A 26,968-nucleotide genomic window follows, 5' to 3' on the forward strand; every position below is an offset into this window, starting at 1 on the left:
ACACAGCAGGACCCGGCTTCGGCCGGGTCTTGTTGTTTGTGGAGCCAGGGAATGTGCGGGTACCGCGTACTAGACGACCGTCCATCGGCTTTTTCTCCAGAAAACCAACAAGTTGCCGTATTCATTGAAGGTTCCGCTTGAAAGCTGTGCCGGCATTGCTAAACTCGCCGCGTCACTTCCTTTCGTGGATGCCCCTCATGTTGCGCTCTGCATCGGCCGCCGTTCTGGCGCTGGCCCTGGTTCCCGCTGCCCACGCCGCGGTTGATTGCTCGGTCAACACCAGCGCGTCGCCGCTGCCCCTGCCGGCCACCGCCATCGCGCCGGTGGCTGACGAGCTGTACATCCGCGGCAGCCAGCTGGGCATGTCCGCCGGCGTGCTGGGCAGCAGCTACGACCCGTCGCAGTCGCTGGACCAGGTGCTGCAGCGTCTGCGCATCGATGGCTGCCAGAACATCGCCAAGGCCATTCCGAGTGCGCCGGCGGTGAAGCCGAACGACCCGGCCGCGTACAAGCCGCAGACCGAGTTCGACAACACGCCGTGGCGCTTCGACATGAGCCAGAACGGCAAGCGCATGACCGCCGAAGAGTTCGACGCCTGGATGAAGGCGCGCGGCGTGCGCGTGGTCAAGGCACGCCCGGCACCGGCCGCGGCGCCGGCGCCCGCCACCGAAGCACCGGCTGAAACCAAGCCGGGCGAGAAGAAGTAAGCCGCGCGGGGAGCAGAGGCTTGCGCACGCGCCGCCCGCCTGCCACCCCCGCCGCCCGCGCCCACGCACCGCGTGGGCGTGCGACTGCCACTGCGGCACCGACCGGGGTTCGCCATGGCCTGGCCCGCGTGTTGTCCAAGGCGGGCGTCTGCTCGCGTACCGAAGCCGCGCGCTGGATTGCCGAAGGCCGCGTGCGCGTGTCCGGGCGCATCGTGCGTGACCCCGAATTCCCGATTGTCAGCCCGGCGCCACCGATCGAGGTGGATGGCCAGCCGCTGGCGCCGCCGCAGCGCCTGTACCTGATGCTGAACAAACCGCGCGGGGTGGTGACCACCGCCCAGGACGAGCGTGGGCGCGACACGGTATACCGCTGTTTCGATGGCGCCGGCCTGCCCTGGATCGCCCCGGTGGGGCGCCTGGACAAGGCCAGCGAAGGGCTGCTGCTGTTCAGTAACGATCCGCAGTGGGCCGCGCGCCTGACCGATCCGCAGACCGGGCCGGACAAGACCTATCACGTGCAGACCGACCGCCTGCCCGACGACGCCACCCTGGCGGCGCTGCAGGCCGGTATTGAAGACGAGGGCGAGTTCCTGGTGGCCCGTGCCGTGCGCGTCCTGCGCAGCGGCGACAAGACCGCGTGGCTGGAGGTGGTGCTCGAAGAGGGCCGCAACCGCCATATCCGTCGCCTGTTGGCGGCCTTCGACCTGCAGGTGCTGCGCCTGGTCCGGGTCGCGATCGGCGGGCTGGTGCTTGGCGATCTCGGCAAGGGGCAATGGCGGGAGCTGCAGGTCAGCGACCAGCAGCAGCTTGTGGCTGCTGCACCGGGCTGAAGTCCGGCCCACGGCTGGCCGCGGCCAGCCACCGTTCCAGGCGTAGGGGGCGCCTGGTTTTCGATTTACTTGAACGGAGTGTGCCCATGTACCCGACCCTCAACCGAACCCTGCGCTGCGCCGGCCTGCTGTTGCCGCTGGCCGTGCTGACCGCCTGCAGCGGCCACAAGAAGGTGGCCAAGGCCGAAACCCCGGCCGAGGCGCCGGTGGTGGAGGTAAAGACCCCGGAACTGGATGGCCGCGGCAGCTACCGCTTCATGATGAGCAACGGCGACCAGAAGATGACCGCCGACCAGTTCGATGCCTGGATGAAGGCCAACGGCATCCGCGTGGCCAAGGGCAACGCGCAGGACGCCGCCGCCAAGCCGGTGGTGGTGGCCAGCAAGGACGAGCCCAAGGACAAGAAGAAAAAGAAGAAGTAAGCACCGGTAGGTGCCGACCTTGGTCGGCACGCGCTGCCTGATGGGGTCAGAGCCCTTTCCTGCGGAAAGGGATCCGACCCCGCGCGGGGTCAGCACGCCATCAGCCCGGTAGGTGCCGACCTTGGTCGGCACGCTCTGCGCGGTGGGGTCAGAGCCCTTTCCAGCGGAAAGGGATCCGACCCCGGACCTGATCAGCCCTTGATCACGCCCAGTTCCACGCCGATGCGGGTGAACGCATCGATCGCGCGGTCCAGGTGCTCGCGGGTGTGGGCGGCACTGATCTGGGTGCGGATGCGCGCCTGGCCCTTGGGCACCACCGGGAAGAAGAAGCCGATCGCGTAGATGCCTTCTTCCAGCAGGCGCTCGGCGAACTTCTGCGCCAGCGGTGCGTCGTACAGCATCACCGGGCTGATCGGGTGCACGCCCGGCTTCACGTCGAAGCCGGCGGCCACCATCTTTTCGCGGAAGTAGGCGGTGTTCTGCACCAGCGTGCTGCGCAGGTCATCAGCGGCGGCCAGCATCTCGAAGGCCTTGATGCCGGCGGCCACCACGTGCGGCGGTAGCGAGTTGGAGAACAGGTACGGGCGCGAACGCTGGCGCAGCAGTTCGATCACTTCGGCGCTGGCGCAGGTGAAACCGCCGAGCGCGCCGCCCATGGCCTTGCCCAGGGTGCCGGTGATGATGTCGATCTTTTCCAGCACGCCCTTCACTTCGGCCGAGCCGCGACCGCTGGCACCGAGGAAGCCGGTGGCGTGGCATTCGTCGATGTGCACCAGTGCGTTGTACTTCTTCGCCAGCGCGGTGATCTCGTCCAGCGGGGCGATGAAGCCGTCCATCGAGAACACGCCGTCGGTGGTGATCAGCTTGGTCTTGCAGCCGGCCGCATCAGCGGCCTGCAGCTGTGCTTCCAGGTCGGCCATGTCGCAGTTGGCGTAGCGGAAGCGCTTGGCCTTGCACAGGCGCACGCCGTCGATGATCGAGGCATGGTTCAGTGCGTCGGAAATGATCGCGTCGTTCTCACCGAGCAGCGGCTCGAACAGGCCGCCGTTGGCGTCGAAGCAGGCCGCGTAGAGGATCGTGTCCTGCTTGCCGAAGAAGTCGGCAATCTGCTTTTCCAGCTGCTTGTGCAGGTCCTGGGTGCCGCAGATGAAGCGCACCGAGGCCATGCCGAAGCCGTGGCTGTCCAGCGCGTCCTTGGCCGCCTGGATCAGGTCCGGGTGGTCGGCCAGGCCCAGGTAGTTGTTGGCGCAGAAGTTCAGCACGGTGCGGCCGTCGTCGAGGGTGATCTCGGCCGACTGCGGGCTGGTGATGATCCGCTCGGACTTGAACAGGCCCTGGGCGCGGATGGCGTCCAGTTCGTCGGCGTAATGGCGGGTCAGGGCGGAGGAGGCGTCGGTCATGGCGTGGGCACGGCTCAGCACGGGAAACCACCGATTCTACCGGGCAACCCGGGCCGTCGACCGGGCAGGGCGCGCCACCGCCATGGCCGGCACATGTTGCATCGCAATAGCAAACGGGTTAAAAATTCGTGAACCGGCCCTGTCTGGCCCGGTTGCCGCTTCCGCCTTCCACGCCACCGCCCCCCACCGGAGACGCCCATGAAGCACGCCCGTGCCTGCCTGTCCCTTGCCGCCGCCCTTGCCCTGGCCCCGTTTGCCGCCAGCGCCCAGGAGGCCGAGTCGCCTTACAGCTGGAATGTCACCGCTGTTTCCGATTACCTGTTCCGTGGCGTCTCGCAGACCGACGAAGATCCGACCCTGCAGGCCGGCTTCACCTACACCAGCCCGGTCGGCCTGTATGCCGGCGTGTGGGGTTCGGGCGTGGATTTCGGCCCGGGCGACCCGAGCGTCGAAGTGGACTACCAGATCGGCTACGGCATTGACGCCACCGAACGCCTGAACTTCGATGTGCTGCTGAACCGCTACACCTACCCCGGTGCCAGCGAGCTGAACTACAACGAGCTGATCACCACCACCACGCTGGATGACACCTACAAGCTGACGGTGGCCTACAGCAACGACGTGTGGAACAGCAGCACCGATGGCTGGTACTACGCGCTGGGCGGTGAGTGGGGCCTGCCGCAGGACTTCACGCTGAGCGCCAACGTCGGCCGCAGCACCTTCGAAAAGGGCATCGCCAAGGATTACACCGACTGGAACGTTGGCGTCAGCCGCCAGTTCGGCATGTTCAACGTGGGCCTGGGCTACTACGGCACCGACAGCGACGGCCGCTACAACTCCGGCAAGCTGGCGCACAGCCGCGTGATGCTGTCGGTTGCCATCGGCAACTGACGCCGCAGGCGTTACGGTAGGTGCCTGGCTTGCCTGGCACGCTCCACGAAAAAGGCGCCCGATGGGCGCCTTTTTCATTGGGCAGGCGCTTGCTGCGTAGGTGGGGTCAGTGCCTTCACCCACGCCTGCCAGTGCTGCGTGAGCGTGGCAACATCGCCGCCCAACTGCAGCGGGGGGCCTGACTGTGCCAGCCAGTCGTCGAACGACTGGCCGTTGGCCAGGGCCAGGCTGATCTGGCCCAGCACGTCCGCGCGGCCACTGCGCTCGACGAGGAAGTCGGCCAGTGCCAGGCTCTGCTGGTAGAACGCTGCCAATGCCGCCCCCGTATCGCCCCGGGCCACCATGACCGTCAGCCCCGAGGCGCTGCTGCTGCCGTTGCCGGACAGTGCCGCGCGGCGTGCGGCGTCCATCGGATGCGGGGCCTGCAGGAAGCCGGGCAGGTCCTGGACGTGAGGCGAAGGGGCGCTGAGCAGGGCGCGGTACTGCTGGCGGCGTTCGGCCAGCATCGGGGACGGTTCCATCAGGATGGCAGCGGCTTCGTCCAGCCAGTCCGGCGCTGGCGTGGCGTAGTGGAGGCTGCCATCGGCGGTCTGCCCCGGCCAGAACCGCGCCTGGTACAGCGAATGGCCGATTTCGTGCGGCAGCACGTCCCCCGTGCTGAGGGAAGCCCTTGACACCAGTTGTTCGACCGCCGCCGCCGACAGCTCGGGCTGGGTGCGGCGCAGGTTTTCCCGCAGCAGGGTGCTCTTTTCCGCTGGCGAGGCCCACACGCGAACCCAGGGCAGCGCATGCCCATTCTGGAACGCATCACGCGCCTGCGGGGGCAGCGCGGCAGACAGGATCACTGCACCGAAGGGAACCTCGGCGCTGAAATGGCGCTGGAACGCGGAGACGGCCGTGGCTGTATGGCCGGCGGCCTGGCGTGCGCTGTCCTCATCGGCAGCGTAGAACCAGCCCTCGGCCGTGGCCACGCAGGCCAGCGTTACGTCGCCGGGTGGGGCGGGGCAGGGGAGCGCTGCTGCGGGGGCGGACAGCAGTACAGACATCAGAGCCGGCAGGTACATCCATTTGCCTCGCGGTCGGGTCGTGCTCGATGGACCCGCCGGTAGTGCGGTTGGTTCCCGTGCAACCTGCCGCGCACGAAAAAGGCGCCCGATGGGCGCCTTTTTCATTTCCGGCGCGTGCCGAGCAAGCTCGGCACCTACCATTCGCGCGCGGAACCGAGGATCAGTTCCAGCTGAGCACGACCTTGCCGGCCTTGCCTTCTTCCATCAGGTCGAAGCCCTTCTGGAAATCGTCGATCGGCAGCTGGTGGGTCATCACCTTGCCGAGCGGGAAGCCGGATAGCACCAGCTGGGTCATCTTGTACCAGGTCTCGTACATCTTGCGGCCGTAGATGCCCTGCACGGTCAGGCCCTTGAAGATGATCTTGTCCCAGTCGCAGCCGGCGCCCTTGGGCATGATGCCGAGCATGGCGATCTTGCCGCCGTGGTACATGCAGTCGAGCATGTCGTTGAACGCGCGCGGGTTGCCGCTCATTTCCAGGCCCACGTCGAAGCCCTCCATGTGCAGTTCCTTCATCACGTCCTTCAGCGACTGGTTGGCGACGTTCACCACGCGGGTGGCACCCATGTCGGCGGCCAGCTTCAGGCGGAAGTCGTTGACGTCGGTCACCACCACGTTGCGCGCGCCGATGTGCTTGCAGATGCCGGCGGCGATGATGCCGATCGGGCCGGCACCGGTGATCAGCACGTCTTCACCAATCACGTCGAATTCCAGCGCGCAGTGCGCGGCGTTGCCGTAGGGATCGAAGAACGCGGCCAGCTCGGACGGAATCTGGTCGGGAATCGGCCACAGATTGCTGGCCGGCATCACCATGTATTCGGCGAAGGCGCCGTTGACGTTCACGCCGATGCCGACGGTGTTCGGGCACAGGTGCGGGCGGCCGCCGCGGCAGTTGCGGCAGTGGCCGCAGACGATGTGGCCTTCGGCCGACACGCGCTGGCCGATCTCGTAACCGGTCACGGCCGAGCCGAGCTCGGCGATGCGGCCAACGAACTCATGGCCGATGGTCAGGCCCGGCTTGATGGTGCGCTGGCTCCACTCGTCCCACAGGTAGATATGCAGGTCGGTACCGCAGATGGCGGTCTTTTCCAGCTTGATCAGCACCTCGTTCGGGCCCGGGGTCGGAACCGGAACCTCTTCCAGCCAGATGCCCTTGGCGGCTTCGCGCTTGACCAGGGCCTTCATCGTTTGCTGCGCCATCGGGTGGAACTCGTCAGGGGGAAAACGCGGATTATAGAGCGCTGGGCGCAATTCCCATGTTGCGCTGCGGGTGCGCAGCACCCCCCGGCAGCGCCGGGCCATGCCCGGCGGCCTTGCCCGCCGGACCGGCCCGCGCAGCCCATGACTTCCGGGCATCGGGCGGGGCAGGGGGCTGGGCTACACTCGGCGGTTCCATCATCAGGGGCTGCTCGATGCGCTCGAACCTGCTTGCTTTCTCCATCGTTGCCAGCCTTGGGCTGGTCCAGGTCGCCCATGCCGCCGAAGGCATGTGGGTGCCGCAGCAGCTGCCGGAAATCGCCGGCCCGCTGCAGAAGGCCGGCCTGAAGCTGTCGCCTGAACAGCTGGCCGACCTGACCGGCGACCCGATGGGTGCGGTGGTGGCACTGGGCGGCTGCACCGCCAGCTTCGTCTCCCCGCAGGGCCTGGTGGTGACCAACCACCACTGCGCCTATGGCGCCATCCAGCTCAATTCGACCGCGCAGAAGAACCTGATCAAGGACGGCTTCAACGCGCCGACCCTGAAGGACGAACTGAGCGCCGGCCCGAACGCGCGCGTGTTCGTGCTTGACCAGATCACCGACGTCACCGCCCAGGCCAAGGCCGCCATCGCCGCCGCCGGCAAGGACCCGCTGGCCCGCAGCCGCGCGCTGGATGCATTCGACAAGGCCCAGGTAGCTGCCTGTGAAGCCGACGCCGGCTTCCGCTGCCGCCTGTACTCGTTCAGCGGCGGCAACACCTACCGCCTGTTCCGCAACATGGAAATCAAGGACGTGCGCCTGGTCTACGCGCCCCCGGGCAGCGTCGGCAAGTTCGGTGGCGACATCGACAACTGGATGTGGCCGCGCCACACCGGCGATTTCTCGTTCTACCGCGCCTATGTGGGCAAGGACGGCAAGCCGGCGGCGTTCTCGGCCGACAACGTGCCCTACCAGCCCAAGCACTTCCTGAAGTTCGCCGACCAGCCGCTGGGCGCCGACGACTTCGTGATGGTGGCCGGCTACCCGGGCCGCACCAACCGCTACGCGCTGGCCGGTGAGTTCAACGAAACCGCCAGCTTCACCTACCCGACCATCGCCCGCCACTACAACGCGGTGCTGAAGATGATCGACGAGGCCGGCAAGGCCGACCCGGACGTGAAGGTGAAATACGCCGCCACCGCGGCCAGCATGAACAACGTGGCCAAGAACTACCAGGGCCAGCTGGAAGGCTTCAAGCGCATCGACGCCGCCGGCCAGAAGCAGGCCGAAGAAGCGGCCGTGCTGGCCTGGCTGAAGAAGCAGGGCGCCGCCGGCAAGCCGGCACTGGCCGCGCACGCGCAGCTGGTCCAGCACTTGGCCACCAGCAAGGCCACCCGTGAGCGCGATCTGTTCGTGGGCCAGTTCAACAACACCTCGGCGGTGGGCGCGGCCATCACCCTGTACCGCCTGTCGATCGAACGCAGCAAGCCGGATGCCGAGCGCGAAGCCGGCTTCCAGCAGCGTGACCTGACCACCATCGAAGGTGGCCTGAAGCAGATGGACCGCCGCTACGTGGCCAAGATGGACCAGCAGCTGCAGACCTACTGGCTGGACCAGTACGTGGCCCTGCCGGCCGCGCAGCGCGACAACGAAGTGCTGAACAAGTGGCTGGGTGGCAGCAACGAGGCCGCCGTGAAGTCGCTGGTCGGCAAGCTGTCGGGCACCGAGCTGGGCAGCCTGGACGCGCGCCTGAAGTGGTTCAACGCCGACCGCGCCGCCTTTGAAGCCAGCACCGATCCGGCCATCCAGTACGCGGTGGCGGTGATGCCGGCGCTGCTGAAGCAGGAAGAGCAGAAGAAGATCCGCGAAGGCGAATCGCTTACCGCCCGCCCGCTGTACCTGCAGGCCGTGGCCGACTACAAGAAGAGCCAGGGCGAGTTCGTCTACCCCGATGCCAACCTGTCGCTGCGCATCACCTTCGGCAACGTGATGGGCTACGGCAAGGACGGCGTGCAGTACACCCCGTTCACCACCCTGGAAGGCGTGGCCGCCAAGGAAACCGGCGAAGACCCGTTCGATTCGCCCAAGGCGCTGCTGGATGCGGTCAAGGCCAAGCGTTACGGTGGCCTGGAAGACAAGCGCATCGGTTCGGTGCCGGTGAACTTCTTGTCCAACCTGGACATCACCGGCGGCAACTCCGGTTCGCCGGTGCTGGACGCGCACGGCAAGCTGGTCGGCCTGGCCTTCGATGGCAACTGGGAATCGGTCAGCTCCAACTGGGTGTTCGACCCGGTGATGACCCGCATGATTGCCGTGGACAGCCGCTACATGCAGTGGATCATGCAGGAAGTGGCGCCGGCGCCGCAGCTGCTGAAGGAACTGAACCTGGCGAAATAAAGGTTCACGGTGGTAGCGCCGGGCCACGCCCGGCGGAATCCGCCTGCAATGCCCGAAACCCCGCGACCGGTGTCGCGGGGTTTTTTCATGCCCGGTCCGGCCCGGTGCGCCGAACAGGTATCATCCCTGTTCCGCGTACTTCACAGGATGTGAACGAAACGGAACCCTCCTCCCCCCAGGACCCCTTGTTCGCATGCGCATCCTGCTTGCCCGTCACGGCGAAACGCCGTGGAACGCCGAAGGCCGCTACCAGGGCCAGATCGACATCCCGCTTTCGCCCATCGGCGAAGCCCAGGCCCAGGCTCTGGGCGCCCGTCTTGCTTCGGTGGACATCACCCGTGCGGTGGCCTCGCCACTGTCGCGCGCCCAGCTCACTGCCCAGCTCGCGCTGGGTGCCGACCGCGCCGGCATGCTGCAGACCGAACCGGATCTGCAGGAAATCGCCCACGGTGAGTGGGAAGGCCTGCTGGCCAGCGAGATCAACGAAAAAGACCCGTCGCGCCTGAAGGCCTGGCGCGAGGAACCCGATACCGTGCTGATGCCGGGCGGCGAATCGCTGCGCCTGGTGCTGGAGCGCAGCTGGCGCGGCCTGGCCCGTGCCGCTGAAGGCCTCGGCGAGCACGACACCCTGCTGGTGGTCGCCCACGACGCAGTGAACCGGGTGATCCTGTGCAAGGTGCTGGGCCTGCCGATTTCCCGCCTGTGGACCTTCCGCCAGGCGCCGACCACCCTGAACCTGCTCGAAGGCGCCGACCTGGACAGCCTGGAAGTGGTGCGCCTGAACGACTGCGCCCACCACACGCCGTTCTTCGGCGAAGCCAAGCACCGCGCGCTGTAAACCCTTCCAACGAACCACCTGCTGCTGCTGGAACCCTTGCCGTGACGAACACCCCGACCACCCTGGCCGACTGGCTGGACTACATTGAACGCCAGCACCCGGCGAGCATCGACATGGGCCTGGAGCGCGTGCGCAGCGTGGCCGCGGCGATGGGCCTGGGCGCACCGGCCGGGCGCACCATCGTGGTCGGTGGCACCAACGGCAAGGGTTCCACCGTCGCCTTCATCGAAGCCATCGCCCGCGCCGCCGGCTGGAAGGTCGGCGCCTACACCTCGCCGCACCTGCTGCGCTACAACGAGCGCGTGCGCATCGATGGCCAGGACGTGGACGATGCCGCGCTGGTGGCGGCGTTCAACGCGGTGGAAGCGGCGCGCGGGCAGACCACCTTGACCTATTTCGAGTACGGCACGCTGGCCGCGCTGCACCTGTTCGCGGCGGCCGGGCTGGACCTGGCCGTGCTGGAAGTGGGGCTGGGCGGTCGCCTGGACGCGGTGAACATCGTCGATGCCGATGTGTCGGTGATCACCACCGTGGATATCGACCATGCCGAATGGCTGGGCGAGGACCGCGAAGCCATCGGCGCCGAGAAGGCCGGCATCATCCGTGGCTGGAAGCCGGTGATCCTGGGCGAGACCGATCCGCCGTCCAGCGTGCTGGCCCGGGCCTATCTGCTGGGTGCCAACGCCATCCGCGGTGGCAGCGACTACTTCTACGAACCGATCGATGCGCAGCGCTGGCGCTGGCGCGATGTTGGCACCCGCCTGGAGCTGCCGACCCCGGCGCTGGCCGGCCCGATCCAGCTGGCCAATGCCGGCGCGGCGATCGCCGCCCTGCGCGCGCTGGACAAGCCGGTGCCGCGCGCGGCCTGGGCCGAAGGTGTGGCCGCCGCGCGCATTGCCGGCCGCCTGCAGGCATTCGAGCGTGATGGCGTGCAGATCCGGGTGGATGTGGGCCACAACCCGCAGGCGGCCGGGCAGCTGGCGCGCGCGCTGAAGGCCGAAGTCGTGCCGGGCCGCACCCTGGCGGTGTACGCCGCGCTGCAGGACAAGGACGCGGTGGGCGTGGTGAACGCGCTGCAGGACGTGGTGACGCAATGGACCTTGGCCGGCCTGGACGGCGCCCGTGGGCAGACGGCGCAGCAACTGCAGGCGCGCCTGGCCGACACCGGCGCGGCAGTGGCCGCCCTGGCCGACAGCGTCGAGCAGGCCCTGCAGCAGGTGCTGGCGCAGGCGCAGCGCGGCGATCGCGTGCTGGTGTTCGGCTCGTTCCACACCGCGGCACAGGCGCTGGCGTGGCTGCAGGCCTCGGCCTGACCCGCGTTCAGCCGACGCCGACGCCGTTTCGCCCGGCACCCGTATAATCGACCCAACTTCCGCCTGTCGCCTGCCTCACGTGGATACACCCCTGAAACAGCGTTTGATTGGCGCCATCGTCCTGGTGGCCTTGGCCGTGATCTTCCTGCCGATGCTGGTCAAGGGGCCGGCCCCGGACAGCGGTGTGGCCAATGTGCCGATCACCGCGCCCGATGCGCCGGGCGATGGCCAGTTCGAAACCCGTGAACTGCCGCTGGTGGCCCCGGCAGGCGGCACCACCGGCCTGCAGAGTGGCCAGGCCCGTCCGCTGGACGAAGCGGCCGCACCGGCCACCCCGCCCACCGTGGACACCTCGCCGGCCGTTGCCGCCGGCAACTACGCGGTCACCTTCGGCGCCTACGCCAGCCAGGCCGACGCCGAGGCGGTGATCGCCTACCTGAAGCGCTCGCAGCTGCCGGGCTTCTCGGATACGACCACCATCAATGGCCGCGCGGCATGGCGGGTGCGCGTGGGGCCGTATGCCGATCGTGCCCAGGCCGAAGCGGCCCGGCTGCAGGCGGTGAAGGTGCGGGCCGACGTGAAGGCCGAAGTGATCACCCTGGACGCGGCTCCGGCCGCCGCCGCTGCGGCCAGCCCGGCGACGACCGCACCCAGCGCCAGTACCCCGGTGGCCGCACCGTCGTCGGCCGCCACGGCCAACCCGGTGCGCAGCGAAGCCCTGCCGGCCAGCACGCCGGTGGCGGCAGCACCGAAGCCCGAAGCGCCCAAGCCGGCACCGAAGCCGGAAGCGCCCAAGCCCGAAGCGGCCAAGCCGCAGCCCAAGCCTGAGGCCACGGCAGCAGCCAAGCCGGCACCAGCCACCCCGGCCGCGCCTGCGGCCAGCAGCGTCGGTTTCGCCGTGCAGCTGGGGGCCTTCGGCCAGGCCAATGACGCCAATGCCTTGCGCGACAAGGTGCGTGCGGCTGGTTTCAGCGCCTTCGTCGAGCAGGTGCGCACCGACAAGGGCACCCTGCACCGGGTGCGCGTGGGGCCCGTGGCCAATCGCGCCGATGCCGACCAGTTGAAGGCCCAGGTGGCCGCCAAGGTCGGCGTGGCCGGCATGGTGCGCCCGCACCCATGACCTGTACGCCGCCTCGTTGCCAGCGCCGCCGAAGGAGCGGGGCGCCATGATCGACGTGGTGCTGCTGATCGTGATCGCCGCCTCCACCCTGCTGGGGTTGCTGCGCGGCTTTGTGAGCATCGTCATCGGCACGGTGTCGTGGCTGGTGGCGGCCTGGGCGGCCTTCGCCTTCGGCAATGATGCCGCCCGCTGGTGGGCGGCCCCGGCCGCCCCCGGCGGCGAACACTTCGTCGGTGGCTATCTGGGCGTCGGCATCGGCGTGATGATCGTGGTGGCCGTGATCGGCATGGTCATCAAGCACATCGTCCACCGCAACATGCTGGGCAGCCTGGACCGCCTGCTGGGCGGGGTGCTGGGCGCCGTGCGCGGCGGCCTGATCGCCGCCATCCTGCTGCTGCTGGGCAGCTTCACCCCATTGGCCGCCGAACGGTCGTGGCAGGCCTCGGCCATCCGCCCGGTGCTGAACCCGGCGGTGGCCTGGATGAACAGCAAACTGCCGCACTGGCAGGTGCCCGGTGCCGATCTGCTGCCCAAGGCCTTGCCGATGGACGCTTTGTCCCCATCTGCGTTGATGGAACTGGGCAAGAGCGCCGGCGCCGATTTGGGCAAGCCGGGCGCGACAGGCGATAATGGCATCCTCAACCAGGTAGTGGCGGGCAGCGGATGGCTGCGGCCTGCGAAAGCGGAACAGGGCGAAGCATACGATCCGGCCGAAGTGCGCCCGGATGCCCCTGCACTGCCGGGCAACATCGAGCCGGACGATCCGGCCAACGTCGACCGCAGGCGCGGCGACCACTAAAGGCCAGGCACGGCCACCTTCCTTGTAACTGGGCACTGCCCAGCGGAGACCTCGCACCATGTGTGGCATCGTCGGAATCGTCGGCAACCAGAACGTCGCCGGGCAGTTGTATGACGGCTTGACCGTCCTCCAGCACCGTGGCCAGGACGCGGCAGGCATCGCCACCGCCAGCGGCAGCCGCCTGCGGGTGCAGAAGGCCACCGGCCTGGTCCGCGATGTGTTCGATGCGCGCACCATGTCCACCCTGGAAGGCAGCGTCGGCATTGCCCATGTGCGCTACCCGACCGCTGGTTCGGAAGGCATGGACGAGGCGCAGCCGTTCTACGTCAACTCGCCCTACGGCATCGCGCTGGCCCACAACGGCAACCTGATCAATACCGAAGCCCTGCGCCAGCAGGTGTTCGAGCAGGACCGCCGCAACGTCAACACCGATTCGGACAGCGAAGTGCTGCTGAACGTGTTCGCCTACGAACTGGAACAGCAGCGCCAGCTCAGCCCGGAAGCGGCGATCCGTGCAGTGGCCGGCGTGCACCGCCGCTGCAAGGGCGGCTACGCCGTGGTCAGCGTGGTGCTGGGCCTGGGCCTGGTCGCCTTCCGCGATCCGCACGGCATCCGTCCGCTGGTGCTGGGCAAGCGCAGTCACGCCGAAGGCGATGAGTACATCGTGGCCTCCGAATCGGCGGCGCTGGACATCCTCGGTTTCCAGCGCGTGCGCGATGTGCAGCCGGGCGAAGCGCTGGTGATCACCGCGCGCGGCGAGCTGTTCTCGGAAATCTGTGCAGAGCCGGCCGAGCACACTCCGTGCATCTTCGAGTACGTGTACTTTGCACGCCCCGATTCGATGATCGACAACGTGTCGGTGCACAAGGCGCGCATGCGCATGGGCATCAAGCTGGGCGAGAAGATCCTGCGCCTGCGCCCGGACCACGACATCGACACCATCATTCCGATTCCCGATACCTCGCGTGACGCCGCACTGGAAATTTCCAACGTGCTGGGCGTGAAGTACCGCGAAGGCTTCATCAAGAACCGTTACGTCGGCCGCACCTTCATCATGCCGGGGCAGGGCGAGCGGGTGAAATCGGTGCGCCGCAAGCTGAACCCGATCCACCTGGAATTCCGCAACCGCGTGGTGCTGCTGGTGGATGATTCCATCGTGCGCGGCACCACCAGCCAGCAGATCGTGCAGATGGCGCGCGACGCCGGTGCCCGCAAGGTCTATCTGGCCAGCGCCGCACCGCCGGTGCGCTTCCCCAACATCTATGGCATCGACATGCCGGCCGCCGAAGAGCTGGTGGCGCACAACCGCAGCGTGGAAGAGATCGAAGCGCACCTGGGCTGCGACTGGCTGGTCTACCAGGACATCGAAGACATGGAAGCGGCGGTGCGAGAAGGTAACGCCGCACTGCAGAACTTCGATTCGTCGTGCTTCAACGGGCATTACCCCACCGGTATCGAGCCGGGCTATTTCGAGCGCATCCAGCAGTTGCGTTCGGACGATGCCAAGCACAAGCGCCGCGCCTGAGCCGCAGCCGGTGGTTGACCTGCCCGATGCCGGCGGTGACCTGCTGCGCGCCGCGCAGCAGTGTCTGGCCGAAGCCGATCCGCTGCGCAAGGTGGCACTGACCCAGGCCTACGCAGCGGCCTTCCGCAGCGGACGCCTGAAGGTGCCGGCCGATGCGCCGCCGCCCGAGCCGATCCGCATGCCCGGGCGGCCGCCGCAGCTGCGGCTGGTGCATCCGCGCGAAGTGCCGCGGCGTGGGTTGGGCGGCGTGGAAGGGCGGGCTGCCTTCATCCACGCCATCGCCCATATCGAACTGAACGCCATCGACCTGGCCTGGGATGCGGTCTACCGCTTCCGCGGCCTGCCGCCGGCCTTCCACGCCGACTGGGTGAGCTGCGCTGACGACGAATCGCGCCACTTCATGCTGCTGCGCGAACGACTGATGGCGCATGGCCACGATTACGCCGATTTCCCCGCCCATAACGGCTTGTGGGAAATGTGCGAGAAGACCGCCCACGACGGCCTGGCACGCATGGCGCTGGTGCCGCGCGTGCTGGAAGCGCGTGGCCTGGACGTGACGCCGGGCATGATCGAGAAGCTGCGCAACGTCGGCGATGCTGCTACCGCTGATGTCCTGGAAGTGATCCTGCGCGAGGAAGTGGCCCATGTGGCCGCCGGTTCGCGCTGGTACCGCTGGTACTGTGATCGCGCCGGTGTCGAGCCGCGTGCGCGCTTCAAGGCATTGCTGCAGGAGTTCGCCGGCGGTTACCTGCATGGGCCGTTCAATCTGGAAGCGCGGCTGCTGGCCGGTTTTGACGAAGACGAGCTGGCCAACCTGGTGGAACAGGCCGGCTGAGCCGCAGGGCAGGGCGTCCATCCACGCATGGCGTGGATCTACTGGAACCGTGCCGGGTGGATGAATGCCGCGCGGTCGTGCATCTCCGCATCCACGCATGGCGTGGATCTACTGGAACCGCGCCGTCGTACATCCGCGTCCGCGCATGCATCGGTAGATCCACGCCATGCGTGGATGGGCCTCACGCGTTGGGCAGCACCACGCGCCGGCCATCCACCGTTGGCCGGTTGATGTAGAACAACCCCGGCCCCGGCCGGTACGGCAGCTCGCTCACCCCCGCATCGGCGGCAAAGGTCAGCGCGGTATCGCCCAGTGCATCGAAGTTCCAGTGCGCCGACTGCACCAGATAACGGCGTCGCAGCAGGGCTTCCTGGGTCGGCGTCAGCGCCTGCCCCGCCAGCAGCCGGCGCGCGATCGGCTGCAGCGGCGCTGGCAGCTCCCAGCCCGGCACCTGCGCCGCATCTGCGCTCCATTGCACGCCGGCTTCAGCGGCGCGCTGCTGCATCACCTGCAGGGCGATCAGCTGGTAGCGCCAGTCGATGCGCCTACGCAGCACCACCGCAGCGGTCACGTGCAGCACCGGTGCCATCATCACGCTGCGGCTGCCGGCGTGGCGCTGCTGCTGCCACTGGTGCCACACATCCACCCACACTTCCTTCTCCGTCGCCCCCAGCTGCTGGCGCCAGCGCTCGGCATCGGCCTGCGCTTCGGCGTAGACCGTGGTGGCCTGCAGCATCGCCAGTGTGGGGGTCTGGTAATCGTCCACCGGCGCCCGCCGCAGCGGCTGCCGGCGCGGGCGACCCAGCAGTTTCGGGCCTTCTTCCAGCTGGTCGTAGCCGCCGCCGATGTTGGCGTGCACGCCCGGCAGGGCAATCTCTTCATGGGTCGGTGCAACCGTGGTCAAGGCGTAGTGCTGGCGATGCTCGTCGCGCGCACTCAGCTGCACCACGCGCTCGGCAATGCCCGCCGGCAGGGCGATGCGCGGCTGCTCGTCGGCGCGCCGGCCGCTGACCGCCACCACGGTGTCGAACAACCCGACGAAACGCAGTGCAGGGCGCGGCAGGGCGAAGTCGGCGGCGCAGGGCAAGCCGGCGCCCTGCAGGCGCAGGCGCCATTGGCCGGCATCCCAGCCGTGCAGCTGGTTGGCCAGGTCGCGCGCGGCCGCAGCCCCGCGCGAAAAGCCGAACAGATCGACCTGCACCCCGTGCAGCGGCTGCTGCCAGTGCGCCGCCAGCGCCGAAAGCGCGGCCGGCAGCAGCTCGTGCAGTGCGCGCTGCACCTTGGCGCGCACACCGCTGGCGCCAATGCCGAAGGCCAGGCCGATCAGATCATCCTCGGCATCGTCGCGCGTTCCCACCCCTTCCACGTAGATCGCCAGCGACGGTTCGGCCAGCGGCGCGCGACGACTGTCCGGGTAAAGCTGGTGCAGGCGCGCGATGTTGGTGGTGCCGTTGTCGTAGCTGCTGGTCAGCCGGCTCTGGTAGGTCGAATCGTCGTCGGCGCGCAGCAGGGCGGGGCGCGGTTGCGGTGGCTGTGGTCGCCCGCGCGCCAGGTTGTGCGCGTTGTTGCGGGTGCCATCGAAGAACAGGCCCAGGTGCAGCACGGCACCCTGCGCACTGTCCCCGTTGCGGGTCTGACCTGCAGCCATGTGCATCCCCTGTGGTGGTCATGTCACGGCGGCGCGAAGGCCGTGTATGGGCGCAGTGTACAGCGGCTCTTGACCTGCCTGAACACTGCCGCCGGCCGTCACAGATCCGTATGCCGGCCGGCGCGAATGCTTGTATTCACGGGCGCTGCGCAGGCCATATGGCCACACCCGGCACCCGGGTCGTGCTGCATCAACGCTGTCTACTTCACCCCAAGGAGCGACAAGATGATGTCCAGATACTTCGGTCAAGCGGCAGGTGGTGTGTTGTTGGGGCTGTGCGTGGTGGCCGCCGCACAGGCGGCGCCGCTGTTCGAACCGGTCACCGTGCTCAGCCGCGCTTCGGCCAGCAGTGAACCGCAGCTGGGGCGGCTGCTGTCGGCACCGTCCACCGCAACGGTGCAGGAAGTGCGGGTGGATGCGGCGGCCACCGCGCAGTCGCAGCTGGAATTCGAACTGCTGGGGCAGAAGGTGCAGGCCTCGCGCAGCCGGGTCGAGGCGTTGGCCGATGGTGGCAGCGTCTGGTACGGGCAGATCCGCAGCCCCTCCGACCGGCTGCAGAAGGCGGGCGGCAGCCTGCAGGATGATCCGGCGAACTCGGTCATCCTGGTGCGTTCGGGCAACACGCTCACCGGTTCCATCCGCAAGGACGGCACGCTGTACCGGCTGCGCCCATTGGGCGATCGGCATGTGCTGGTGGAGGTGGATGAATCGCGCATGCCTGCCGATCATCCGGCCGACTACAACCAGCTGCCGAAGATCAGCATGCCGGCCAATGATCGTGTCGGCACCGCGCAGGCGTCATCGGGCAGTCCGGCCACGATCCGCGTGCTGGTGGTAGCCACCAATGCGGCGGTGGCCGCCTATGGCGGCAACATGCAATCGCTGGTGCAGCTGGCGGTGGCCGAATCCAACCAGGGTTACAGCAACAGCAACGTGGGCATCACCCTGCAACTGGCCGGGTACGAAACCACCAGCTACACCGAGTCCGGCAATTTCAGCACCGACCTGGCGCGCTTCCGCAGCACCAGCGACGGCTACATGGACAGCATCCACACCAGCCGCAACACCACCGCGGCCGATGTCGGCGTGCTGCTGATCAACAACAGCAGCTACTGCGGGCTGGCCTCGGGCATCGGCTCCACCGCGTCCACCGCGTTTGCGGCGGTGTATTGGGACTGCGCGACCGGCTATTACTCATTTGCCCATGAAATCGGCCACCTGCAGAGTGCGCGGCATGACATCGCCACCGACCCCAGCACCTCGCCGTATGCCTATGGCCATGGTTATCGCTATGAACCGGCCAGTGGTTCGCGCTGGCGCACCATCATGGCGTACGCCTGCTCGGCCGGCTGCCCGCGGCTGAACTTCTGGTCGAACCCGAACATCAGTTACAACGGTGTGCCGATGGGCATTGCCAGCAGCGCCGACAACCAGCGCGTGCTGGTGAACACCAAGGCCACCATCGCCGGCTTCCGCTGACGCGGTTACCGGATGGCACCCGCCGACCAAGGTCGGCGTCTACCGGCCTAAGCGCTCTGGTAGATGCCAACCTTGGTTGGCGCCCGGCAATCCGTCATTCGCGCTGCAGCGATTGCAGCTGCCAGCCGTCGGCATCCACGCGCAGCACCGAGCCCTGTTCGTACCAGTCGCCCAGCACGATGCGGGTGCAGCTGCGGCCACCGGCCTGCAGGCTGTGGATGGCCGGGCGATGGGTGTGCCCGTGGATCATCGTATCCACGCCATGCCGTGCGAAGGTGGCTTCGACCTCGGCCGGGGCCACGTCGGTCACCGTCTCAAACTGTGCCCGGTCGCCCTGCTTCATTTCCGACTGGCGGGCCTGGCTGGCATCGCGTGCCTTCTGCGCGAACGCAATGCGCGCTGCCAGCGGCTGCGCCAGGAACTGTGCCTGGAACACCGGATCGCGGGTCTGCGCGCGGAACTGCTGGTAGGGAATGTCATCGGTGCACAGCAGGTCGCCGTGCTGCAGCATCACCGCGCGGCCGTACAGGTCGATCACGCAGGGGTCGGGCAGGATGCGCAGGCCGGCGCGGCGCGCATAGTCTTCGCCCAGCAGGAAATCGCGGTTGCCGCGCATGAAGTAGATCGGCACGCCGCTGTCGGACAGCGTCTTCAGTGCGTCGGCCACGGCGTCAGCCACCGGCGAGGGCGTGTCATCGCCGATCCAGGCTTCGAACAGATCGCCCAGGATGTACAGCGCATCGGCGCCAGGCACATCCTCGCGCAGGAAGCGCAGGAACAGGTCGGTGATGGCTGGACGGCTGGGGTCCAGGTGCAGATCGGAAATGAACAGCGTGGTCATGTGGGCATTCTAGGGCATCGGCCCGCCGCGTCGGGCCGGGGTCAGAGCCCTTTCCGCAGGAAAGGGATCCGACCCCGGAATTACACCGGCAGCGGCAGCCAGGCCAGGCTGGCCCACGCCAGCAGCGTGGCGATGCCCGTCGCGGCCAGTACATCGCTGGGGTAGTGCAGGCCCAGTACCACCCGCGACAGCCCCACGCCCAGGGTGAACGGCACCAGCAGCGGTGCCAGCCACGGGTAGTAGGCCAGCGCCACGATGGTGAACGACACCGCATGCAGGGTGTGCCCCGACGGGAAGCTGAACTCGTCCAGCGGGGCCACCCAGGCGCGGATGCGCAGGTCGGCTGCATACGGGCGCGGGCGCCGGGTCCAGCGCTTCAGCCCCTTGTACAGCAGCAGCGCGGCCAGCCCGGTGGCGGCCATGTGTACCGACGCACGCAGGCCGTCGAAGCCGTCCACCAGCACCAGCGCGCCCATCAGCAGGTACCAGAACACGCCGTCGCCCAGGCGGCTGATCACCGCGAACAGGCGGCGCACCCGCCGCCGCCGGCAATAGTGGTTGGCGCGGCGGCACAGCCGTGCTTCGCGCCCGGCCAGCGATTCAAGCGGCGTGGTGCGCATGGCCGTTCCTCCGCGCCTGTGCCAGTTCGGCCAGCAGCGATTCGAACTCGGCCACCACCTGCTGCGGGTGCAGGCGCTTCATCGCGCGGGCCGCATTGCTGCCCAGCTCGCGGCGCAGCGCATCATCGCTGGCCAGCTGCACGGCGGCCTCCACGAACTGCGCATCGTCGTCCACGGCCGCGCCGTTTTCACCGTTGCGCAGGTATTCGCGCGCGGCACCGTAATCGAAGGCCACCGTGGCCAGGCCGCTGGCCATGCTTTCCAGAGTCACGTTGCCGAACGTCTCGCTGCGGCTGGGGAACAGGAACAGATCGCCGCTGGCGAAATGGCGGGCCAGCGCGTCGCCGCGCTGGATGCCGCAGAAAATGAAATCGGGGTTGTCGTGGGCCAGTTTTTCGCGCGCCGGGCCATCGCCCACGAACACGAAGCGTGCCTTCGGCCGTACCTGCTGCAGGCGGCGGAAGGCCTTCACCGCCAACCCCAGGTTCTTTTCGGCGGCGATGCGGCCCACGTACAGGGCCACCAGTCCGTTGCCATCCACGCCCCATTCCTCGCGCAGCGCGGGATCGCGCCGGGCCGGGTCGAACTGCTGGCTGTCCACCGCGCGCGCCAGCAGGCGCACGCGCTCGAAGCCCTGTTCGCCCAGGAACTGCTGCAGCTCGCGGGTCGGCACCAGGGTGGCGTCGGCCTGGTTGTGGAAGCGGCGCATCCAGCGCATGGCGGCCGACTGCAGCCACGCCACGCCGTAGTCGGGCAGGTATTCGTCGAAGCGGGTGTGGAAGCCGGTGGCCACCGGAATGCCCAGCCGCCGCGCGGTGCGCAGCGCCGACCAGCCCAGCGGGCCTTCGGTGGCGATATAGATGGCATCAGGGCGCTGCTGCTGCCAGTGCCGGCCCAGGCGGATCGGGGCGGGCAGGCCGAAGCGCAGGCCGGGGTAACGGGGCAGGGCCGCGCCCGGCACCAGCAGGGTGCCCGGCGCCGACTCCAGCGCTTCGCTGGCCTGGCGTGGGCGGATCAGGTCGACCTCATGGCCGGCGGCGCGCAATCCCTGCTCCAGGCTCTGCACGGTGAGTGCAACGCCGTTGACCTCCGGCGGATAGGTCTCGGTGACGATGGCATGGCGCATGGCGGGCCTCCGGTTTTCCGGCATGCTCAGGCCTGGCGATGTAGCCGTTGTGACCGTAATGCGACCGCCCGATGACGGTGCCCGGGCCTGCCGCTCGCAGAAAAAAACCACGGCCCCGAAGGGCCGTGGTCGTGTCAGGTCATGACGGCAGCGCGGTGGATCAGAAGCGCTGCTGGTACTTCAGGTAGACGAAGCGACCGATGTCGTAGCCACCGTAGTAGGAGAACACCGAGTTCGGCTTGGTGTACATGTTCGGGCCGTACTTCTCGAACACGTTGTTGGCACCGACCGAAACAGTGGCATCCCACGGCAGGTTGTAGCGGAACTGCACGTCGTGGAAGGTGACCGAACCGCGCTCGTTGTAGTTGCGCGAACCCGAGAACCACGGGGCACGTACGCCCGGATCGGAGCACTCATCCGGATGCGTGACCGCATTCAGGCAGGTTTCCTTCACGCCGGAGTAGTAGCGGGCGGTCCAGCTGACACCGAAGTCGCCCTTGTCCCAACCAACGGTCAGGTTCGAACGCACGCGGAAGCCGCTGGTGGAGTTGGTGGAGATGCCGTTGACCGGGGTCGGCACCACGGTCGGGTCGTTGGTCGAACGGAAGATGTTCGAGCTGACATAGGTGGTCGACCACTGGGTGCTGAAGGTGCCCAGCGTGTCGGTGTCCAGACGGTGGGTCAGTTCCATGTCGTAACCTTCGGTTTCCAGGAAACCGGCGTTACGGTTGCCGTAGGTCAGCTTGTTGACGATGCCCAGCACCGGATCACGGGTGAACTGCGTGCAGCGCGAATCGATGCCCTGCTCGTAGCAGTCGATCAGGATCTGGTTCGGGCTGTCGGCCACGATGGTGTTGTCGATGCGGATCTTCCACCAGTCCAGCGACACGTTGAAGTTGCGGATGAAGCTGGGGCTCCAGACCAGACCCAGGGTCTTGCTCTTGGAGGTTTCCGGCTGCAGCAGCGGATTGGAGCCGTTGGTGAACGGCACCGGGGTCTGGTCGGTGCTGCTGGTGATCGGCACGTTGCCCTGCTTCAGCTGACGGTAGGTGTCGGCGTTGGCGATGTCGCGGGCGCAGCGTGCGCGCACGGCGGCACTGTCCTTGGACGGGCCGTAGACGGTATCGCAGGGATCGGCATAGCCGGTGGTGAAGGTTTCCGAACCACCGCCGTACAAGTCGTTGATGGTCGGGGCGCGGAAGCCTTCAGCCCAGGTGCCGCGCACCATCAGCTGTTCGATCGGGCGCCACTTGAAGCCGAACTTGCTGTTGAGCGTGTTGCCGAAGGTGTCGTAGTCCGAGAAGCGGGTGGCCGCGTTCAGGGTCAGCTCCTGCGCGCCCGGCAGACCGGCCAGGATCGGCGCGTTCAATTCCAGGTAGGCTTCCTTCACCTTGTAGCCGCCACCGGTCGGGCCCGCGGCCAGATTGGTGGTGGCGCCGGTCTGGGCCAGCGCATCGGGAATGAATTCACCGGTTTCCTTGCGGTTTTCAACACCGAAGGCGAAGCCCAGGTCGCCGCCCGGCAGGGTCAGGATGCTGCCGGCGATGGTGGCGAAGAAGTTCTTGCCCACGGTCTTGCCGGAGGAATCTTCAGCCGGCATCAGGTAGTCGATCAGGGCCTGGTTGCCGGTCAGGCCGTACGGGTTCACCACGCCGGCAGCGACCAGCGGGTTCCAGACCATGCAGTTGGCGATCGGTGCGGCGGCGCTGCCGCACTCCACCTTGCCGGTGGCGGGGTTGTAGTAGGACGGGCCGACCGCGTTCTTCACCCGTTCCTTGTGCAGGTTGCCGGTGGCGTGCTGGCGCAGTTCGTTCTTGTTGTACTGGTAGCCCACTTCCCAATCGAAGTAGCGCTCGCCGATGTTGAAGGTGCCATCGAAGGCGGCCACGGCGCGGTAGGTCTTCAGCTCACTGTCGCTGACGCGCGGCACTTCCCAGGTGCGGTGGTTCCAGGCCACGGCGGTCGGGGTGGCGTAGCCGTTCTTGCGGCCGAACGGGTTGAAGTAGCTGTCGATCGACATCGAACCGATGCCGGCGGTGGACGACTGCAGCGGGTAGCCGGCGATCTGGCGGCTCGATTCGCGCTTGTTGTAGCCCAGCTGGGTGCTGAAGTGCACGTTGTCGGTGATGTTCAGGCGACCATCGACGAACACCGAATCACGCTTCAGCGGATAGTTCAGGTGCATCTGTTCGTTGGTGTTGCTGACATCGCCATCCGGTGCATTGGCATTGGTCAGGTGGTAATTGGCCGGGTTCAGCGGGTCGGCGCCGCGGTTCAGCGAGTAGCTGCAGGTGCCGTTGTTGGCCGCGGTGCAGCCCGGGCCACGCAGGCCGGTGATCTGGCCCCACTGGCTGACCGTGGTCCACGCTTCGGTCGGGTGGCGCGAGGTATTGCCGAAGGCGCTGAAATCGCGGTCCTTGGCCCACACCGCCTTTTCTTCCGAATGCTCGGCCGACAGGGTGATCGAGCCGCGGTCGTTGGCCCAGCCGGCCACCACGTCGAAGCGGTCGCGGGCGCCGTCGCCCTGGCTGTACTGGCCGTGGTAGACGTTGGCGGTCACGCCGGTGGCGTTGTGGCGGGTGATGATGTTGACCACGCCGGCCATGGCGTCCGAACCATAGATGGCCGACGCGCCGTCCTTCAGCACTTCAATACGCTCCACCGCCGACACCGGCAGGCTCGACACGTCCTGGTAACCGGAGGTGCTGATGCCCAGGCGCTTGCCGTTCACCAGCACCAGGGTGCGCTGCGCGCCCAGGTTGCGCATGTCGATGTAGGTGCCGCCCGCGTTTTCACCGGCGCTGAGCACGTTGGCGCGGCTGATCGCCGGGCTGCCCATGGCGGTGACGTTCTGCAGGATGTCGGCCACCGAGCTGAAGCCCTGGCGTTCGATGTCCTTGCGCGAGATCGCCAGCACCGGGTTGGCGTTTTCCACGTCGACCTGGCGGATGCGCGAACCGGTGATCTCGATGCGGTCGAGGGTGGTGGGGGCGCCGTCCTGGGCCAGGGCAGGCAGCGCGATGGTCGCGGTGCCGACGATCAGGGCATGGCGGATCGCCTGGCCCAGCACGGTGGAGCGTGAAGTCATCGAGTCTCTCTCTCTCGTTGAGTCTGCAGATGCAGGCCAAAAGGGCCTGCGAAAGCCGGATTCGCCTGTTGGGACTGAGCCGGTGACTTCGATTTATTCTCGTTCGTTAACCACCTGTAAAGAGGGTGTTGCAAATTGTGTCGCAATTTTTCGCGTTCAGTTCACGCAATTTGAACAAAAGCAAGGGCTTAGCGTCATGACGAAAGTCACGGGTCAGGCGCGAATCAGAAACCTGAATCCGCATTCAGCTAGTGAACTGCGCAAAACGCAACGAACAACGGCCCGCTGAGGGGCCGTTGTCGGGGTGCTGCGGCAGGGGCAGGGCTGTCCGTCGGGGCGGCGCTCAGACCACGAACGGGCGGAACTGCAGGCCCAGGCCAGCCAGGCCTTCGGTCTCGCCGATCAAGTCGGCGCGCAGCAGCGGGCGTGCATCAATGAACGCCTGCGGCACGATCAGCGACAGCCGGCTGTCGTCGGCGGTCAGTTCCAGCGCCGGCGGCGGCACGTCTTCGTGGGCGCGGTTCAGCAGCACGGCCAGGCGCAGCAGCGCGGTCAGGCGCCGTGCGGTCAGCAGCAGGCGCTCGGGCAGGGCATCGAAGGCGGACTTGCCGACGCTGCGCCGGTGGCTGCGCACCAGGGCGGCCAGCATCTGCTGTTCCTGCCGCGAGAAGCCAGCAATGTCGGAGTTCTCCAGCACGTAGCTGCCATGCACGTGGTAGCCGCTGTGGGCGATCATCAGGCCCAGCTCGTGCAGGCGCGCGGCCCAGCCCAGCATGCGCGCATCGTCGGCATCCAGCTTCCAGCGTTCCTGCACCTGCTCCAGCAGGCCCAGCGCGGTCTCCTGCACGCGGTCGGCCTGGGCGGTATCGATGCCGTAGCGCTGGGTGAGCGCGGCCACCGATTCGTCGCGCGGATCGTTCTCGCCGGCGCGGCCCAGGATGTCGTACAGGATGCCCTCGCGCATGGCCGCCTTGCTGACCAGCAGCTTCTGCAGGCCTAGCGCTTGGAAGGCCGCTTCCAGCACCAGGATGCCGCCGGCGATGATCGGCCGGCGGTCGCTGGACAGGCCGGGCAATTCGATGTCGTCGATCTTCTTGGCCTTCAGCAGCTCGTCGCGCAGCTGCGGCAGGGCTTCGGCGGTGATCGCGCCCTTGCTCAGCTTCATGCTGGCGCAGATCTCGCTGATCGCCTTGTGCGTGCCCGACGAGCCCAGCGCCTCGTGCCAGCCCAGCACGCGGTACTTGCTGGCGAAGGGCTGGAACTCGCGGCCGATCTCGGCCAGCGCATCCTTCCAGCGCTTGCGGCTGAGCTTGCCGCCGGGGAAGAAGCGGCGGGTGCTGGCGATGCAGCCGGCCTGCAGGCTCTCGCGTTCCAAGGTCTGCATGCCCTGGCCGATGATGAATTCGGTGGAGCCGCCGCCGATGTCGATCACCAGGCGGCGCTGGTCGGCCTTGGGCGGCTGTGCGTGGGCCACGCCCAGGTAGATCAGGCGCGCTTCTTCGCGCCCGCTCACCACTTCAATGGCATGCCCCAGCGCGGTTTCGGCCGGCATCAGGAAGGCCTGCGGCGAGCGCAGCTGGCGCACGGTGTTGGTGGCCAGGGCGCGCACCCGGTGCGGGGGCACGTTACGGATGCGCTGGCCGAAGCGGGCCAGGCATTCCAGCGCGCGCTGGCGTGCGGCGGCGGACAGGCCGCCCTTGCCATCCAGGCCATCGGCCATGCGCACGGTTTCACGCAGGCGGTCGATCACCCGCAGCTGGCCGAGCGTGTAGCGCGCGATGACCATGTGGAAGCTGTTGGAGCCAAGGTCGATGGCGGCCAGCAGGTCGCCATCCTGCAATGCGGGCGGAGTCGTGGTGGTATGCGGCATGGGCGAATGTTAGCCGAAGGGGCGGTGTGCTCGTCACCGCGCGGCCTTCACATTTTGTAGGGGGCGTGTGGCAGGGCTGCGCCCTGCACCTGCTCAACGCAACGTCAACGTCAACGTCAAAGGCGGGCTGTCTGTGGGATGGCGGGGTGGGTCCGGTTGCGGGGGACGCCGCAAGTACGTCCTTGTAGGCTTGGCCGCGGCTTGCTCGTGTGCGCTTTCCTGCGCACACGGCAAGACCGGGGTTGGGCGTCCTGCCCAACCCGCCCGAGGCGCGCCTCGGGCCCATGCCGCGGACACCCCCGCAACCGGACCCACCCCGCCTTCGACAGTTCGCTGCCACCTGATGGGATGGGGTCGGATCCCGTTGCTGCGCAACGGGCTCTGACCCCGGTGTTATGGCGACGCCGTCCTGTGCTGCTGTGGGTAGGTGTCGACCTGGGTCGACACGGTAGATCCACGCCATGCGTGGATGAGCCCCAACGTGCCGACCAAGGTCGGCACCTACCGGCTGTCCGGACGGCACGGGGTCGGATCCCGGTGTTATGGCGACGCCGTCCTGTGCTGCTGTGGGTAGGTGTCGACCTTGGTCGACACGGTAGATCCACGCCACGCGTGGATGAATCCCAACGTGCCGACCAAGGTCGGCACCTACCGGCTGTCCGGACGGGATGGGGTCGGATCCCGTTGCTGCGCAACGGGCTCTGACCCCGGTGTTATGGCGACGCCGACCTGTGCTGCTGTTGGTAGGTGTCGACCTTGGTCGACACGGTAGATCCACGCCATGCGTGGATGGGCCCCAACGTGCCGACCAAGGTCGGCACCTACCGGCTGTCCGGACGGCACGGGGTCGGATCCCGTTGCTGCGCAACGGGCTCTGACCCCGGTGTTCTAGGGGGATGCCGTTCTGTGCTGCTGTGGGTAGGTGTCGACCTGGGTCGACACGGTAGATCCACGCCATGCGTGGATGGGCCCCAAC

At 67.6% G+C, this 26,968-nt stretch carries 21 protein-coding genes; 12 read left to right on the forward strand and 9 right to left on the reverse strand.

Annotated features, from left to right (window positions below; translation table 11 throughout):
- The first annotated feature begins 197 nt into the window (after positions 1–197).
- From C1931_RS04360 to C1931_RS04370, 3 genes are all read left to right on the forward strand, one after another.
- The gene (locus tag C1931_RS04360; RefSeq protein ID WP_108748682.1) at positions 198–707 is read left to right on the forward strand and encodes a hypothetical protein; all 510 of its coding nucleotides are present in this window, start codon (positions 198–200) and stop codon (positions 705–707) included.
- A gap of 20 nt (positions 708–727) precedes the next feature.
- The gene (locus C1931_RS04365) at positions 728–1,537 is read left to right on the forward strand and encodes a pseudouridine synthase (RefSeq protein ID WP_108755508.1); all 810 of its coding nucleotides are present in this window, start codon (positions 728–730) and stop codon (positions 1,535–1,537) included.
- Between the two features lie 86 nt (positions 1,538–1,623).
- Positions 1,624–1,959: a hypothetical protein gene (locus C1931_RS04370; RefSeq protein WP_108752292.1), complete on the forward strand. Its 336-nt coding sequence runs from the start codon at positions 1,624–1,626 to the stop codon at positions 1,957–1,959.
- Between the two features lie 191 nt (positions 1,960–2,150).
- On the opposite strand, the gene kbl is transcribed toward C1931_RS04370, so the two are convergent.
- Positions 2,151–3,359: a glycine C-acetyltransferase gene (kbl, locus tag C1931_RS04375; protein WP_108748684.1), complete on the reverse strand. Its 1,209-nt coding sequence runs from the start codon at positions 3,357–3,359 to the stop codon at positions 2,151–2,153.
- A gap of 198 nt (positions 3,360–3,557) precedes the next feature.
- Between kbl and C1931_RS04380 the strand changes: the two genes are divergently transcribed.
- Entirely contained in the window at positions 3,558–4,250 is a 693-nt protein-coding gene (locus C1931_RS04380; protein WP_108752294.1) for a TorF family putative porin, read from the forward strand.
- Between the two features lie 74 nt (positions 4,251–4,324).
- Here C1931_RS04380 and C1931_RS04385 read toward each other — a convergent pair whose 3' ends face one another.
- Positions 4,325–5,296: a hypothetical protein gene (locus C1931_RS04385; RefSeq protein WP_159095448.1), complete on the reverse strand. Its 972-nt coding sequence runs from the start codon at positions 5,294–5,296 to the stop codon at positions 4,325–4,327.
- A 181-nt stretch (positions 5,297–5,477) separates the two neighbouring features.
- The gene (gene tdh / locus C1931_RS04390) at positions 5,478–6,500 is read right to left on the reverse strand and encodes an L-threonine 3-dehydrogenase (protein ID WP_108757649.1); all 1,023 of its coding nucleotides are present in this window, start codon (positions 6,498–6,500) and stop codon (positions 5,478–5,480) included.
- 227 nt (positions 6,501–6,727) lie between these two features.
- On the opposite strand from tdh, the gene C1931_RS04395 reads away from it, so the two are divergent.
- The 7 genes from C1931_RS04395 to C1931_RS04425 all read left to right on the forward strand — a co-directional run bounded on the left by C1931_RS04395 (position 6,728) and on the right by C1931_RS04425 (position 15,320).
- Positions 6,728–8,890, forward strand: a complete 2,163-nt coding sequence (locus C1931_RS04395; protein WP_108755510.1) for a S46 family peptidase — start codon at positions 6,728–6,730, stop codon at positions 8,888–8,890.
- Between the two features lie 193 nt (positions 8,891–9,083).
- Entirely contained in the window at positions 9,084–9,728 is a 645-nt protein-coding gene (locus C1931_RS04400) for a histidine phosphatase family protein (protein ID WP_079220782.1), read from the forward strand.
- A 41-nt stretch (positions 9,729–9,769) separates the two neighbouring features.
- Entirely contained in the window at positions 9,770–11,041 is a 1,272-nt protein-coding gene (gene folC, locus C1931_RS04405) for a bifunctional tetrahydrofolate synthase/dihydrofolate synthase (RefSeq protein WP_108755511.1), read from the forward strand.
- A gap of 79 nt (positions 11,042–11,120) precedes the next feature.
- Entirely contained in the window at positions 11,121–12,161 is a 1,041-nt protein-coding gene (locus C1931_RS04410) for an SPOR domain-containing protein (RefSeq protein ID WP_108755512.1), read from the forward strand.
- A gap of 46 nt (positions 12,162–12,207) precedes the next feature.
- A complete protein-coding gene (locus C1931_RS04415) occupies positions 12,208–12,960 on the forward strand; it encodes a CvpA family protein (protein ID WP_233614963.1) in 753 nt (250 codons plus the stop codon).
- A 58-nt stretch (positions 12,961–13,018) separates the two neighbouring features.
- The gene (gene purF, locus C1931_RS04420; RefSeq protein ID WP_108748690.1) at positions 13,019–14,485 is read left to right on the forward strand and encodes an amidophosphoribosyltransferase; all 1,467 of its coding nucleotides are present in this window, start codon (positions 13,019–13,021) and stop codon (positions 14,483–14,485) included.
- Between the two features lie 10 nt (positions 14,486–14,495).
- Positions 14,496–15,320: a ferritin-like domain-containing protein gene (locus C1931_RS04425; protein ID WP_108757650.1), complete on the forward strand. Its 825-nt coding sequence runs from the start codon at positions 14,496–14,498 to the stop codon at positions 15,318–15,320.
- 181 nt (positions 15,321–15,501) lie between these two features.
- On the opposite strand, the gene C1931_RS04430 is transcribed toward C1931_RS04425, so the two are convergent.
- Positions 15,502–16,968, reverse strand: a complete 1,467-nt coding sequence (locus C1931_RS04430; protein ID WP_108757651.1) for a DUF2235 domain-containing protein — start codon at positions 16,966–16,968, stop codon at positions 15,502–15,504.
- Positions 16,969–17,193: 225 nt separating this feature from the next.
- On the opposite strand from C1931_RS04430, the gene C1931_RS04435 reads away from it, so the two are divergent.
- Positions 17,194–18,447, forward strand: a complete 1,254-nt coding sequence (locus C1931_RS04435) for a M12 family metallo-peptidase (RefSeq protein WP_108755513.1) — start codon at positions 17,194–17,196, stop codon at positions 18,445–18,447.
- A gap of 94 nt (positions 18,448–18,541) precedes the next feature.
- Here C1931_RS04435 and lpxH read toward each other — a convergent pair whose 3' ends face one another.
- From lpxH to ppx, 5 genes are all read right to left on the reverse strand, one after another.
- Positions 18,542–19,288: a UDP-2,3-diacylglucosamine diphosphatase gene (gene lpxH, locus C1931_RS04440; RefSeq protein ID WP_108755514.1), complete on the reverse strand. Its 747-nt coding sequence runs from the start codon at positions 19,286–19,288 to the stop codon at positions 18,542–18,544.
- Between the two features lie 80 nt (positions 19,289–19,368).
- Positions 19,369–19,908, reverse strand: coding sequence for a phosphatase PAP2 family protein (locus C1931_RS04445; protein ID WP_108752303.1), 540 nt, complete (start codon positions 19,906–19,908; stop codon positions 19,369–19,371).
- On the reverse strand, positions 19,889–21,034 hold the full coding sequence (locus C1931_RS04450; RefSeq protein ID WP_108755515.1) for a glycosyltransferase family 1 protein: 1,146 nt from the start codon (positions 21,032–21,034) through the stop codon (positions 19,889–19,891). Before C1931_RS04450 ends, C1931_RS04445 begins: the two co-directional genes overlap by 20 nt.
- Positions 21,035–21,194: 160 nt before the next feature.
- A complete protein-coding gene (locus tag C1931_RS04455) occupies positions 21,195–24,122 on the reverse strand; it encodes a TonB-dependent receptor (protein ID WP_108755516.1) in 2,928 nt (975 codons plus the stop codon).
- A 343-nt stretch (positions 24,123–24,465) separates the two neighbouring features.
- A complete protein-coding gene (gene ppx / locus C1931_RS04460) occupies positions 24,466–25,992 on the reverse strand; it encodes an exopolyphosphatase (protein ID WP_108755517.1) in 1,527 nt (508 codons plus the stop codon).
- Positions 25,993–26,968: the final 976 nt, after the last annotated feature.

The sequence above is a fragment of the Stenotrophomonas sp. YAU14A_MKIMI4_1 genome (assembly GCF_003086855.1).
In the GTDB taxonomy this organism is placed as follows: domain Bacteria; phylum Pseudomonadota; class Gammaproteobacteria; order Xanthomonadales; family Xanthomonadaceae; genus Stenotrophomonas.